Source organism: Nesterenkonia natronophila (assembly GCF_003595215.1).
Taxonomy (GTDB): domain Bacteria; phylum Actinomycetota; class Actinomycetes; order Actinomycetales; family Micrococcaceae; genus Nesterenkonia; species Nesterenkonia natronophila.
In genome coordinates this window covers 932,602-945,885 of sequence record NZ_QYZP01000001.1, presented here as the reverse complement: position 1 = coordinate 945,885, position 13,284 = coordinate 932,602, and the positions used below count along the sequence as shown (strand labels likewise).

Below are 13,284 nucleotides of genomic sequence, written 5' to 3'. Positions count from 1 at the left end.
TGTCTTGTGGCAGTGGCCGACAAAGTGAGCCTTCAACTATACCCGCAGGTTCTTCCTGACCGTCACCCAGGAGGCCAATCCGGCAAGCAGCACGGCAGCCAGCACCAGGCCAGGCATGATGATCCACGATTCAGCCGCCCCGATGAAGACGATGCCCGTCACCTGCTGAGCGAGCCACTGGCCGATCAGGAACTCTGCGACAACCCACGTGGCTGCGCAGGCCAGCAGCGACCCCACCAGGGCTGCGATGATGCCCTCAAAAATGAAAGGCGTGCGAATCATCGACTTCGACGCCCCCACCATCCGCATAATGGAGGTCTCCCGACGCCGGCTGAACGCAGAGAGTCGGATCGTCGTGGCGACCAACAGTACAGTGCACAGAATCATGACCCCGGCGATGATCAGGGCCACGACCGTAAGACCGTTGAGGATGCCGAAGATCTGATCCAGAACCGCTTGCTGGTCCGCGACGTTCTCCACCCCGGGGACCCCGGCGAACAGTTCATTGACGATTCCGAAGTCTTGCGGATCCACAAGGAGCAGCCTGAAGGACTCAGTCATGTCCTCAGCGGTCACAGTTGATGCCCGAACGCTGTCTTCCCGATCAGCGAGGAAATTCTCAAGCGCGTCCTCCTGGCTCTCGTACCGGTAGGACTCGACGTATTGATTCGCGGCCCCGGTATCGAGCATCTCTTCGATCGAATCACGCTGGGAGTCCGTGACCGCTCCCGTGGGGCAGACTGTTTCAGCCGAGGATTCGGTGCACAGAAAAACAGAGATCTCCAACCTGTCATAGAAGTCCTCGGTCATCTGGTTGATTTGAAGCTGCATCAGCGCAGCGGTGCCGACAAAAGTCAGGGAGATGAACGTCACCAGCACCACGGAGGACACCATGGCCACGTTCTTGCGCAAAGAGCTGAAGGTCTCCCCCAGCTGGTACATCAGCTGGTTCATCGCTTCCTCCTGCCGAAGACCCCGCGGGGCTTAGAGGCCCTGAGCTGATCTGCGGTGTGTTGGGTGTCAGCGTAGGTGGCCTCAGCAGTGGAGGCTCGCGGTCGCGGCATGCTGGGTTCGTCGGATGGGGTGTCCGCGGGGGAAGGCAGTGCTCCGGGTTGGTCCCGCGGGGCCAAGGAGGAGGTGTCCTCGTCATCATCGAACTCGGGAAGTGCTGCGACGTCCACCTCAGCTGCTGGTTCTTCTGTTTCGGCGTCGTCGTGCTGCGGGTCATCCTCCGGAAAGGTGACCTGATATTCGCGGACCCTGAATCCCGGAGGTTCGTCTGCGTCTGAATCGTCTTCCGGATCGCGGCCCGGTTCTTCTGGTCCGACGGGCAGCGACTGCGCCAGCATGGGCATTGGATCTGAGGCCTGGAGTGCGCTCTGCTCCAGTTCGTCGGAGAGAATATCCCAGGCAGGGCTGCCCTCCGGTGGATCGTAGAATCCTCGTGCCTCGTCGCGAACCAACTTTCCTTTGTGCAGCTGCACCACGCGGCGCTGTGTCTGGTCGACGATCGCCCGGTCGTGGGTAGCCATCACCACGGTGGTTCCGGAGGTATTGATCCAACGCAGAATCTTCATCACCTCTTCAGAGGCCCGAGGGTCCAAGTTGCCGGTAGGTTCATCGGCCAGAACTATGGCCGGCTCGTTGACGATGGCCCTGGCGATGGCGGCGCGCTGCTGTTCACCGCCGGAGATTTCGTGGGGATAACGGCGAGCCAAGTGGTCCAGCTGGACCCGTTCCAGCGTCTTGATCACCTGTTTCTTGATGTGCCCTCGAGGGGCGCCGATGACGCGCATGGCGAATGCCACGTTTTCGTACACAGTCTTGTCCGGCAGCAGCCTGAAGTCCTGGAACACCATGCCGATGCTGCGGCGGTAGTGCGGCACCCGACGCTCCAGCATCAGCACCAGGTTCTGTCCGGCAACCGTGACCTTGCCCTTCTGAGGCAGACCCTCGCGAAGGATCATGCGCAGCAGCGTGGACTTACCCGAGCCGGAGGCCCCAATCAGAAAAACGAAATCGCCGCGGTTGAACTCAACAGAGACGTCGTCGAGGGCTGGTCTGCCGCCGGAGCGGTAAGTGCGTGTGACGTGTTCGAAGCGGATCATGGGGAAGTCAGCCTTGCGGAGTCAGTTGCTGGAGGAGCCCTGGGCGCGCCAACGGATGCCTGCTTCGACGAACCCGTCGAGGTCGCCGTCGAAGACCGCTTGGGCATTGCCGACCTCGTGACCGGTCCGCAGGTCTTTGACCATTTGGAAGGGGTGGAGCACATAGGAGCGCATTTGGTCTCCCCAGCTCGCCTTGACGTCTCCCTTCATTTCGTTCTCCTGCGCCTTCTCCTCTTCCTTCTTTAGGAGCAGAAGTCGTGACTCCAAGACGCGCAGCGCGGCAGCCCGGTTCTGGATCTGTGACTTCTCATTCTGCATTGAGACGACGATGCCGGAGGGTAGGTGGGTGATGCGCACGGCGGAGTCGGTGGTGTTGACGGACTGCCCACCGGGACCAGAGGACCGGAAAACATCGATCTTCAGGTCATTCTCGTCGATGTCGATTGACTCGGTGCCTTCAAGCAGAGGAATGACTTCCACTGCGGCGAAACCCGTTTGTCGCCGGCCTTGGTTGTCAAACGGTGAGATGCGGACCAGCCGGTGAGTGCCGGCCTCCACGGAGAGGGTGCCGAAGGCGTACGGCGCTTGAACCTCGAAAGTGGCGGACTTAATGCCGGCCTCTTCCGCATAGGACGTGTCGAGGATTTTGACGTTCCAGTCGCGGCGCTCGGCCCAGCGAGTGTACATGCGCAGCAACATCTCAGCGAAGTCCGCGGCATCCACTCCCCCGGCTCCGGACCTGATGGTGACTACTGCGTCGTATTCGTCGTACTCGCCGGACATCAGGGTGACGATCTCCAGGGAAGCCAAGGCCTTGCGGATGGCAACAAGTTCGGCAGTGGCCTCTGCGGCCGTCTCGGCGTCGTTCTCCTCGGCAGCCATTTCGGCCATCACTTCGGCGTCTTCGATGCGTCCATCCAGCGAGCGGACCCGATTGAGCTGGGCCTGCTTGTGGCTGAGCTGAGAGTTCACCTTTTGGGCGTTCTCTTGGTTGTCCCAGAGGTTGGGGTCGGCGGCCTCCTGCTCGAGGTCTGAAACCTCGGCAGCGAGGGCGTCGACGTCGATGACGTCGGTAATGCGCCGCAGGGTGTCGCGCAGTTCGGCGAGCTCGGCGGGAAAGTCTGTTTCTGCCATAACGTATCTACAGTACCGGGCTCGCCAGGTTGGAGGGACCAAGCACTCTGGCGTGCCGAGGGGAACGAAGGGGCAGCGGCTCGCCCAGCTCCCGAATGTACACGCGACCAGCGCGCAATCGGAACAATCAGTGCACGACCGTGATGGGGGTCGGCGGCCAGTTCATGCTGGCCATTATCATGCCAGAGCGAGGTGGGGACTTTGCTGGGATGTGCCGCCTAGGTGGGCTGAGGTGGCCGTGGGATTTCATACGGTGGTGGCGCCGGCACAGCGCCCAGAGGTTCTCTGCGGTGGTTTCGCCCCCGGTGTGCCAGGGCTGTTGGTGGTCGATATCGCAACGTTCAGCAGCGAGGGTGCACCCCGGTGCTTGGCAGGCCCCGTCGCGGAAGATCAACGCATCCCGCAGCCTCTGCGGCGGGTAACGGCCCACATACCGGGCGGAGAGCAGGTCAAAGTCTGCTTCCTTCCGGTTCCGACGAACCCTGCCCTGGTACCACTGATGCTCAGCCTGTGGATCCCGGGCCAGGGCCCGGACTTGGCCCGCAGAGACCCGCCAGGACCGGTCCGCAGCCACCCCGGGCTCCTCAGACTCCCCAGTCAGTGTCGCTTCTGGGACCATGACCATGATCTTCGCCTCCACTGGTGCAGTGTAGACCCGCCCATCACGCAACCAGGCAGCCAGCAGATCAGCCTCCCGCTGCGGCAAAGTCCGCCCATCACCGGCAGCGGGGTTATCGCCGGTGTCGGGGTGGGCGGCGGCGTCGACTGTGTGTTGTGTGGCGTAGGGGTCGTGGGCTGGTGGTGAATCCAGACCTCGGGCGGCGGCGCGGAGGCGTTTCTGAATCGCGGCAGCCTCCAGGGTAGGAAGGTACGCCTCTAGGTAGCTCATCCCGTTGGGATTGTTTTGAAACCGGACGTACCGGTCCTGGACTGCCCGTTCGCAGGTGGTGGCGTAAGCCTCGGGGTCCAGCTCGGCGGTGAACCGGGTCAGCCACCGGTGAAAGTCCCCCGTCCTGCGGAGGGCTGCCTCTTCCGCGGCCCGGACATCCAGTTCACGCATGGCCTGTTGGTTAAGCTCTGGCACGGCGGCCTCCGCGACTTTGCGCACCCGGGGCAAATCCACCAGACCTTCAGTGAAAGCACCCCACATACAGGGCAGGGTCTGTCGGGCGAACCCGGCGAGATTCAGCACGGTGGTGGTGAGACGTTCGCTGAGCCCTACCATGGTCGCGGCATCTCGGATGGCCGCCTTATCGGCCTCCGCCCGCACCACCGCTGGTTCTCCGACGACCCGGGCCGCGCACCGGTCCCGGTAGGCCAGCAGATGCGTGACCTTCGCAGACTCAGCACGCCGAGCGGCCACCTGGTGCTCCCACGCGGCGCTAAGCTCCGGCACCCCCGCCAGATGCTGAGCAGGACCCGGCACCGGTGGGAGGGTCTCCAACTGAGGTTCCATACCCCCAATTTTATGTGCCACCACCCACACCGCTCCGACCCGGCGAGCACCTGACATTCAACGGTTGATAGCGATTCTGGCATGCGATTCGGCGGTCACCTCCACTCCAGAGGGCAGCACCCAGCGCAGGCCTGGCAGCTGGGCTTCAGCCCGGAGGTGCAGGTAGATCGTCTGCCCGCCGGGTGAGGTCCCAGCATCGATCACAGCAAGACCTGCATGCCGTTCATGCGCACCTGCCCCGGCCAGATGTTGCTCAGCAGCGGTTCGTACCTGCTGTTCGGTGATCTGAGGGGCACCCGGGACTGGTTGGGCGGCTACGGCCGCAGCGGAAACAGCTCCGTCAGCCTCAGAGAGCAGTTGGCGGGCCTCCCCGTTGACCATGGTCGCGCCAAGAATCACGGCCGCAAACATCAGCAATGTGGACATCATCCCGAGGATCAGCACGGTGGTCTGACCAGCTTCGTCGCTGGGACTGTGAACCGTGACTTCATCCGGTCTCATTCACCCTGCACCCCTGTCGAGGATGCCGAGACCGAAACAAGCGACTGCTCCCAACCGCCGAACTCAGGAATCAGCGGGATCGGCACACGGATATTTATCTCGTATCTGACCATGGACCCCGGCTGCTCACAGTCCGCACTGCAGTACCTGCTTATGGTGCTCTGCTCAGGCCCAATGCCGAAATCTGCGAGCGCGGAGTAGACTGCGGTCTCGCTGCGCTGAGCTCGCACTTCCGGGGGTGCCTCGGAGTAGGTGTACATCTTGACCGCTTGATCGGCCGCCCCGATGGCGGCGTATGTTGCCGCCTGAATCTGAGCGACGCCAATCAGGAACCAAATGGTGGGAACCAGCAGCATGACCGCTAGGGCCAGGAACTCAACGATCGCAGAGCCGTCGTCGCTCTTATTATTCGAATTCGTAGGCGGAACCCGTGACTTCGAGCTCTCCGACCCCGGGGCCGACGACCAGCACCGGCACGCGTGCGCCCACAGTGATGCGCAGCGTCCTGCCCTCGGGCACGTCGATGTACTCATAATTGACCTCCTGGGCGTAGCGGTCAGCGAGGGTCCCGCGGATCAGCTCTTCAGCACGCGCAGCCCCGTCTTCTGCCGAACGGTCATCTAGTGCCCCGAAACGTGCTCCGGTAGAGGCTGCGTCAGTGAGGGAGTTGCGTATATGGATCATTCCCGCGACCTGCAGGATCGCGATGAACAACAGTGCCAATAAGGCGGCGACCATGCTGAACTCTGCGGTGGCTGACCCTCGTTCATTGGACCGCACCGCAGCGAGGATCACGACTGCGTCACCTGGCTGATGGCCTGTTCAAACAGTCCCCTGAACGCGTCCTGCGCAAGGACGAGCAATCCCGCAACAAGCACGGCAGACATCAGCGTGATCATCACCCAACCTGGTACATCACCCCGCTCCCCCTGGTGAACTGCGGAGACGAGGCGGCGAAGGTTCTCGATGACGCGATGCATGCTTGCTCCATTCATTGGGGTCAGATTCCGATCTGTAGTAGAGAAAGTCCAGGAAATGCGGCGAAGACGATGGTGAGCGGGAGGACCCCGAATACCACTGGGGCCAGCATGGCCACCTCCTTGCGCCCAGCTGCCTCCATCAGTTCACGTTTGGAGTGGTCCCTGACATCGGCAGCCTGGGCTCGCATCACCTCGGCAAGCGGGGTGCCTCTTTCCACGGCGACGACGACACCGTGGAGAAACCTAGCAATGGCAGGTACTTCAATCTCCGCACAGAGGGCGCGCAGCGCAGAGACAAACGGTGTACCTGACCGGGTCCGGCGCATGAGTTCAGTCAGCTCCTCAGCGAGTTCGCCGCGGCAACTTGTGCTGATGCGTTGAAAAGCTCCCGGTGCGGATTCGCCCGCGCTGACGGATAGGGCCAGGAGCTCGGCAACCGTGGGAAACTCTGCGATCATCCGGCGACGTCGAGCTCTGATGCGACTGCTGAGCACGGCATCTCTAGCGGCCATACCTAGACCGGCCGCAGCGACCACGACGAAAATGGCAGCAATCGGTTGGAACCTTCCGACGGCCATGGATAAGACAGCAATCAGGGCCCCCACAGCTGCTCCTGCTGCCGCATACCCCAACTGCTGCACCCTGTACTCTGCCGGAGTCCACGGCAGATTTGCGTACCGGAGGCGTCTGCTCAGCAGTTCCGAACTGGGCGCAAGGCCAACACGCCGCAATAGCTGCGCCAAACGATGCGCCGCAGGTGTCAAGAGCCTGCCGGCTGCAGAGATTGACGTTCCGCTCCGAGCTTTGGAGGAAGCCGAGGGAACCACCGACCTCACATGGGGCGCCACTCGCTCAACGAGGCGTGGCTGATTCATCACAGGAAGGCCCGCAACGAGTATGAGTACGCCGATGCCGAGAGTGAAGCCCGCCACCGCTGACCACAAGCTCATCCCCGTCATATCAGGACCCGCTCTTCGGCTGGGAGGGCACCAATTCGAAGCATGAGGTGGTAGCAGACCAGTGACACGATGAGCCCCGAGCTGAGCACGGCCATACCCGTCACACTGTGATATGCCTCTGCGGCCTCGGGCCGAGCGGACAGGAGAAGTACAACGATCCAAGGAGCGGCGACAGCCAGCTTGGCACCGTTGACTGTCCAGCTTTGCCGAGCCTCAAGCTCACTGCGAGTCCGCGCATTCTCCCGCAACACATCAGCCAAGGTATCCAGCAGCCTTCCTAAGTCCGTTCCGCCGAGTTCACGAGTTGTCCGCAGGGCCAGCACGATCCGATCGCCGACCGGGTCAGCGAGCCTGACTTTGAGGCGTTCCAATGCCTGCCCCATGGGAACGCCAGCTCGCCAATCTGCCCCGAACTCTGTGAAAGGTTCGCGCAGCGGTTCCGGACCCGTGGTTCCCAGTTCGGTCAGGCCCTCAGGAAGCGCGAGGCCGGAGCGCACTGCTGATCTGAGATGGTCCACCACATCAGGCCACACCTCGGCCAGCTGTTTTCTCCGACGGCTCAGCTGCCAGCGCAAGATTCCCCAGGGAACGAGAGCCGCAAACACGCCCATGCATACGCCCACCGGGAGAGCGCCAGTGATCAACACAATCAGGATGAATGTGAGACCTGCACAGCCGACGCTGCTCATGCACACTGCCGAAATTGACAGACGATGATGACCAGCTTCATCGAGGAACCGACGAATCCGATCCGTGCGGCTTTTCGTCGAAGCCTCCGCGGAGTTCCGACGCGGGGTGGTCGAGCTGAGGAGGAACAAGAGCCCGAGGCCGAACAGCAGCCCCAGAGCCACGGCCTGCGGAACATGCGGGGCCGTCACAAGGAGCCCCCAGGAAGTCTTTGGTGCTCAAATACCGCTTCCCTACGCCGCTGCAGGACTTGCCCGTCGTGGAGGAAGAGCGCGGTCGTCTCAATAGTGCCTGATTCCACTCGGCCGCCCACGGCGAGAATTTCAGAGACGTACCGTTGCCCCTGCGGTGTACGAACACAATGAACAACCAGGTCGAGGCATGAGGCAACAGTAGGCAGAATGAAGTCCGCGGTGATGTTCTCTCCCGCCAGGAGCGGGAGCGTGCAGAGCTTGGTCAGCGCATCGTGGGCCGAGTTTGCGTGGACAGTGCTCATGCCCGGGAGGCCACTGTTCATTGCGATGAGCATGTCGAGGCTCTCCGCTTCACGAACCTCCCCCACAATAAGCCGATCAGGGCGCATCCGCAGAGCTTCTTTGACCAGCCGACGCAGCGGAATCTCTCCATGACCCTCCAGGTTTGCTTGGCGGCATTGGAGTCCCACCGTGTCACGGAGGGGCACCTGCAACTCGAAAACTTCCTCCACCGTCACTACCCGCTCCCGAGGCCCGATCGCGGAGGTGAGCGCGTTGAGCATGGTTGTTTTTCCCGCGCCCGTAGCACCAGAAATCAGTAGATTTAGTCCCCCCGCCACACACGTTGAGAGAAACTGGGCGGCACCTGCGGTCAGCGATCCCATATGGACCATATCGTCGAGCGAATTGGTCCTGGCAATGAATTTTCGGATGTTCACCGCCCAGGCCTCCCTTGTAACATCCGGAATGGCTACATGGAGTCGCGAACCGTCCGTGAGCGCGGCGTCCACGAAGGGCGTGGAATAGTCGAGTCGGCGACCAGAGGATTTCAGCATTCGTTCGACCAGATCCTTGACGCGGTTCTCGGTCAGGGTCACAGAAGTCAGCTCCGACCGTCCAGAGCGACTCACGAAGACCTGCTCTGGCTGGTTCCACCAGATCTCCTCCACCTCCGGATCATCCAGGAGAGGTTGAAGTTCCCCTAATCCGGCCACCGAGTGAAAAATCTGGGCAGCAGCAGCACGAGGTTCCCCAAGCATCGGCAGAGCGGCGACCATGGAGCGCTTGTCATAGTCCGCCACGGCGGCGTCCACCAGTCGCTTGGTGCTGGTGGGGTCATCACTTGGGTCGATTCCCTGTGTCCGAATCGACTCCCGAACCTCATCTTCAACAATGGACACTGCGTCCACGGCTCTGCCTCCACGTAACCCGGTCAGTTTCTCACGGTGCAACGCTGCTGAACGGATGTAGCGGTCCCTACCCTAACCATGTGTCCAGGTTTCTAAAAGCCCCTGTTCACCTCCTGTGGATAAGTCAACCCTCCGGGCATGCTATCCACAGGTGACCCCACAAGGCATCTAGTGGACCAAAGCGATATGTAGAGTTATCAAACAAATCTTATATCTACCAAAAGTCGTGGAGGGAGTGCGCATGAGCTTCAGCCTCACGGTGGTGCATGCTCCCGGAGCTCTGAGTTACCAGCATTGGTCGGCCGTCCGTCGGCAGGCCCCAGGCGCCTACGATCATGAACTGCGCTTCGTCGTCGACGCTTCGGCAGACGCCGTCTCAGGCGCCAGTCTTGACCAAGCTCTGCGAAAGATGCTTCAGGCTCCGACCGTCCGGCTGAGCACTTCTGGACACGAGGTTCACACCCTCAACGTCGGTTCCGATCTGCTTCACCCGGGTATGGTGATCCTGGCATCTCCTCCGACCATGACGTTGAGAAGGCTGCGCGCGCCCCAGCTGAAGCTGTGCGTGGACTCGGGTCCCGATGCCGGTCGACTCGTGCCGGTGCATCGCGGCAGAAAAACAATCGGGCGAGGTCGAGCCGACATCCGGTTAGCAGATCCTGCCATGTCACGCCAAGAAGCCGTGCTCCAGGTGGGAACGCGTGCCATAACGCTTCACCGAGCCAAGGGATCCAACGACGACGTCGCGGCTCGCCTGACCACCGAAGCTGCTTTCAAGCTCGGATCCACCACCTGCAGAATCGCCGTGGAACCGCCTGCGCCACGAATCCCCCAGCTTTGGCCCCCGATTCCGCAGGCTGTGGCAGGCAGCCCGCCTGAGGGAAAGCATAAGATGATGCTCGCCTTTGCCCTTGTTCCGCTGGTCGCCGGTGTGGTGCTGGTGGCCTTCACTGGTATGTGGTTCTTCCTACTCTTCAGCGGAGCCAGCGCGCTGATTGCCTCAGCCATATTCTGGGATGGCAGAAGAAAAATGCGGCAGTACCGAGGGGAGGTAGTGCGCGCAGCCCAGACCTGGGCTTCCCGTACCTTCGGTGCGCTGTGCTCTCCTGGTGAGTTGATGAGGGACCTGCGAGCGGAGACATCCGAGCCCGTGCACGCAGGATCCGCCGAATCTGGAACGCCAGCAGTGCGGTTGGGCACAGGACAGGTTACCGCGGAGGTGGACTGTGACTCAGCCTCGGCCCCGGTTGATACGGACACACGGGTTCAGGCAGCGGTAGGCATCACCCTCGCCGCTGGTGAACAAACCACTATAGACGGCGCCGATCGGGAAGCTCAACGACTCATCCGCTGGATCCTGATCCAACTTACACTTTGCCCGCCCCAGGCACAGGTCGTCCTCATCGGAGGACCCACCGTGACGGAAGTGCGGGATCTATCGCGCGTCTCACAACTCTCAGCGGCGGCGTTCCGGCAGCTGTTGGAGTCCGATTCCGCACCAGCAGAGCAACCCCGAATTGTGATCATCACTGACCCCCGTGTGGACGCGTGCGCACACCGAGCATTGGTCGCCTCGTGGCACGTGCTCACCGTCGGCCCAGGACAACCCGGTACCACCGGTTGGTCGGTGGACTTGCGGAGTCAGACCGTGAAACGGCAGGTGGGCGCAGGCTCATCAGACGTGCGCGCAGAGCAGTTGAGGCTCGACGGCTTGTCGGCGCAGACGCTGAACGAGCAGCTGCGACTGACACTCCCCCACATGGGAAGAACCGCGACTGCTGCAGAGCTTCCCGCCACCTGCACGTACCCCCTTCCCCAGCAAATGTTCACCGAGACCGCCGCCGACACATTGACAGCCGTTCTAGGCCGGAACGCAGATGGAAATATCAACCTTGACCTGGTCGGTGATGGACCGCACATCCTGATCGCCGGCACTACCGGCTCGGGAAAGTCTGAGCTGCTCAAGACCCTGCTGGTCTCACTGTGCGCTCGGTATGCGCCCTGCGAGTTGGGGCTGGTGCTCATCGACTTCAAGGGCGGGGCGGCGTTCCACCGGATCGGTCAGCTCGAACACGCTCTCGGATTGGTGACTGACCTGTCGCAGGAGGCAGCCGAACGAACCTTGGAAGGTATCAGAAGTGAGCTGGTGCGCCGAGAGCGTCTTTTCCTGGAGGTTGGCGCCGGGGATTATAGCGAGTACCGCCAGCTCCGCCCTGACCGGCAACTGTCGCGAATTCTCGTCGTCATCGACGAGTTTCGAATTTTCTCACACGAGCTGCCTGATCAGCTGGACGAGCTGATGCGTTTAGCCACACTGGGCCGGTCCCTGGGGCTCCACCTCGTGCTCTCCACCCAACGTCCCCAGGGTGTGGTCACTGCCGATATCCGGGCCAATATCGGCTCCAGCATCTGCCTCAGAGTGCGGAGTGAGGACGAGTCACGCGATGTTCTCGGCAGCCCCCTGGCTGCCGCCATCCCGCCGACCGTACCCGGAAGGGCGGCACTGCGGACACCAGGTGCAGTGCCCACAGTGTTCCAAAGCGCCCAATTATCCGGTCACCGACCGCTTCACCTGAGACCGGAGGCCCACCCCGGAGAGTCCGTGACCCTGGCGAGCTTCAGCGAGGTGGTTGCCACTGTCCAAGAAGCTGCCTCCAAGGAGTCGGCGCACCGCACCCACACCCCGCTCCTGCCAACACTGCCAAAGACTCTCGGTCCGCGGGACCGGCTGGACGACGACGCCACGTGCCCTCTTGTGGCACGCCTAGACGACCCTGCGGGGCAGCGTCAGGAGGACCTCGTGTTGAACCCTGCCGAGCCGATGTCTCTGGCTGTTCTCGGGGAGGTCGGCTCGGGCGCTGCTGCTGCCGCCGCCGGGCTGACGGCACAGCTGATTGCGTCTCCGCTCCAGCCGGACGTGTACCTGCTTGACGGAGACCGATCACTGGCGGGAATGAAGGACCACTCACGAGTGGGCAGTTGGCTCACCGAGGAGAACATTGCGGAAGTCGATTATTTGCTCAGCGCACTCTCCGATGAGCTGACCCGTCGCCGTGTCGGTGGGGGCCACCTGACCGCCGAACGGTTACGGGCGCTGGTGGTGATCGTGACCGGATACTCCCAGTGGAACGCGGCTGCACACACCGGACTGCAAAGCTTGGACCACCTGCTGGGCACACTGGCCTCAGAAGGACCCCAGGTTGGCATATCGGTGGTCCTCTGCGGCGGACGAGAACTGGCGATGGGTAAGCTCCTCTCCCGTGTTCCCACCCGGATCTACCTTCCGCTGGGCACCTCGGACGAAGCCCGATACCTGTGGCCCAAACTGCGAACCACTGACCCAGTCCCCGGCCGCGGAGTACTGCTCACACCACACGTTCCTCCACCCGGGCTCTCTGTGCAGGTGGTCACAGAGCAACCCAGCCTCTTGGCGGCCACCGCAGAAGAGAACGGCCCAAGGTTGCAAGTCAGACCGCTGCCCGAGCACCTACCGGCAGCGGCGTTGCCCGAACCGTCGGCGAGCCTCCAGGAGACAAACTCACAACCCGTGGTGGGGATTCAACAGTTCACCGGCGTTCCCGCGCAACTCCAGCTGGGTCCGGTGAACCTCATTCTGGGTCCGGCAGGGTCAGGCAAGTCAACGTGCCTGCGGATGCTGCACCGACAGCTGGAGGACAGCCACCTGCTAGGACCAGGCGGCACTGCACCCGCAAACCCACCCTCGGCACTTCTCGTCGACGATGCTCCCCGGTGCACCGCGCAGCAGCACAGCTATATCCAGCAGGCAGTCACGGCCGGCGTGCCTGTCGTGGCCACGGCCGCGGCGTCGTCGGCCCTTTTCACCCAGCTGCCGTGGGCCCATGCTGCGCGCACCGAAGGCTCAAACGTCATCTTGTCCCCCACCAGCCGAAACCAGGCAGATATCTTCGCTGCAATCATCCCCCTGCTGCCGCGCCCCATCCCCGGTCGGGCTGTGCATCTCAGACCCGAGGGGGCAGTGATGGTCCAATGGGCGCTTCCTGATGCCTGAGACATTTCACATTCCAGCCCCAGTCGAGAGGATTCTCGGATCATC

12 protein-coding genes are annotated in these 13,284 nt (G+C 62.3%); 1 reads left to right on the top strand and 11 read right to left on the bottom strand.

What is annotated here, in order from left to right; translation table 11 throughout:
• Positions 1 to 36 precede the first annotated feature (36 nt).
• The 11 genes from ftsX to D3250_RS04365 all read right to left on the bottom strand — a co-directional run bounded on the left by ftsX (position 37) and on the right by D3250_RS04365 (position 9,209).
• Positions 37 to 954: a permease-like cell division protein FtsX gene (gene ftsX / locus D3250_RS04415; RefSeq protein ID WP_119902093.1), complete on the bottom strand. Its 918-nt coding sequence runs from the start codon at positions 952 to 954 to the stop codon at positions 37 to 39.
• Entirely contained in the window at positions 951 to 2,108 is a 1,158-nt protein-coding gene (gene ftsE, locus D3250_RS04410; RefSeq protein WP_119902092.1) for a cell division ATP-binding protein FtsE, read from the bottom strand. The genes ftsX and ftsE overlap by 4 nt, the downstream gene beginning before the upstream one ends.
• Positions 2,109 to 2,129: 21 nt before the next feature.
• The gene (gene prfB / locus D3250_RS04405) at positions 2,130 to 3,242 is read right to left on the bottom strand and encodes a peptide chain release factor 2 (RefSeq protein ID WP_119902091.1); all 1,113 of its coding nucleotides are present in this window, start codon (positions 3,240 to 3,242) and stop codon (positions 2,130 to 2,132) included.
• Between the two features lie 127 nt (positions 3,243 to 3,369).
• Positions 3,370 to 4,698 carry an HNH endonuclease signature motif containing protein gene (locus D3250_RS04400; RefSeq protein WP_147383478.1) on the bottom strand — a complete coding sequence of 443 codons (1,329 nt, stop codon included), beginning with the start codon at positions 4,696 to 4,698 and terminating at the stop codon, positions 3,370 to 3,372.
• Positions 4,699 to 4,755: 57 nt separating this feature from the next.
• Positions 4,756 to 5,199: a hypothetical protein gene (locus tag D3250_RS04395; protein WP_119902089.1), complete on the bottom strand. Its 444-nt coding sequence runs from the start codon at positions 5,197 to 5,199 to the stop codon at positions 4,756 to 4,758.
• A complete protein-coding gene (locus tag D3250_RS04390) occupies positions 5,196 to 5,555 on the bottom strand; it encodes a hypothetical protein (RefSeq protein WP_119902088.1) in 360 nt (119 codons plus the stop codon). Before D3250_RS04390 ends, D3250_RS04395 begins: the two co-directional genes overlap by 4 nt.
• Before the next feature lie 49 nt (positions 5,556 to 5,604).
• On the bottom strand, positions 5,605 to 5,994 hold the full coding sequence (locus tag D3250_RS04385) for a TadE/TadG family type IV pilus assembly protein (protein ID WP_225973127.1): 390 nt from the start codon (positions 5,992 to 5,994) through the stop codon (positions 5,605 to 5,607).
• Positions 5,991 to 6,179 carry a hypothetical protein gene (locus D3250_RS04380; RefSeq protein ID WP_119902087.1) on the bottom strand — a complete coding sequence of 63 codons (189 nt, stop codon included), beginning with the start codon at positions 6,177 to 6,179 and terminating at the stop codon, positions 5,991 to 5,993. Before D3250_RS04380 ends, D3250_RS04385 begins: the two co-directional genes overlap by 4 nt.
• 20 nt (positions 6,180 to 6,199) lie before the next feature.
• Positions 6,200 to 7,129, bottom strand: a complete 930-nt coding sequence (locus tag D3250_RS04375; protein ID WP_158583069.1) for a type II secretion system F family protein — start codon at positions 7,127 to 7,129, stop codon at positions 6,200 to 6,202.
• 5 nt (positions 7,130 to 7,134) lie between these two features.
• Positions 7,135 to 8,016 carry a type II secretion system F family protein gene (locus D3250_RS04370; RefSeq protein WP_225973126.1) on the bottom strand — a complete coding sequence of 294 codons (882 nt, stop codon included), beginning with the start codon at positions 8,014 to 8,016 and terminating at the stop codon, positions 7,135 to 7,137.
• Entirely contained in the window at positions 8,013 to 9,209 is a 1,197-nt protein-coding gene (locus D3250_RS04365; RefSeq protein WP_119902085.1) for a TadA family conjugal transfer-associated ATPase, read from the bottom strand. The genes D3250_RS04370 and D3250_RS04365 overlap by 4 nt, the downstream gene beginning before the upstream one ends.
• A gap of 241 nt (positions 9,210 to 9,450) precedes the next feature.
• Between D3250_RS04365 and D3250_RS04360 the strand changes: the two genes are divergently transcribed.
• Positions 9,451 to 13,239, top strand: a complete 3,789-nt coding sequence (locus tag D3250_RS04360; RefSeq protein WP_119902084.1) for an FtsK/SpoIIIE domain-containing protein — start codon at positions 9,451 to 9,453, stop codon at positions 13,237 to 13,239.
• Positions 13,240 to 13,284 lie beyond the last annotated feature (45 nt).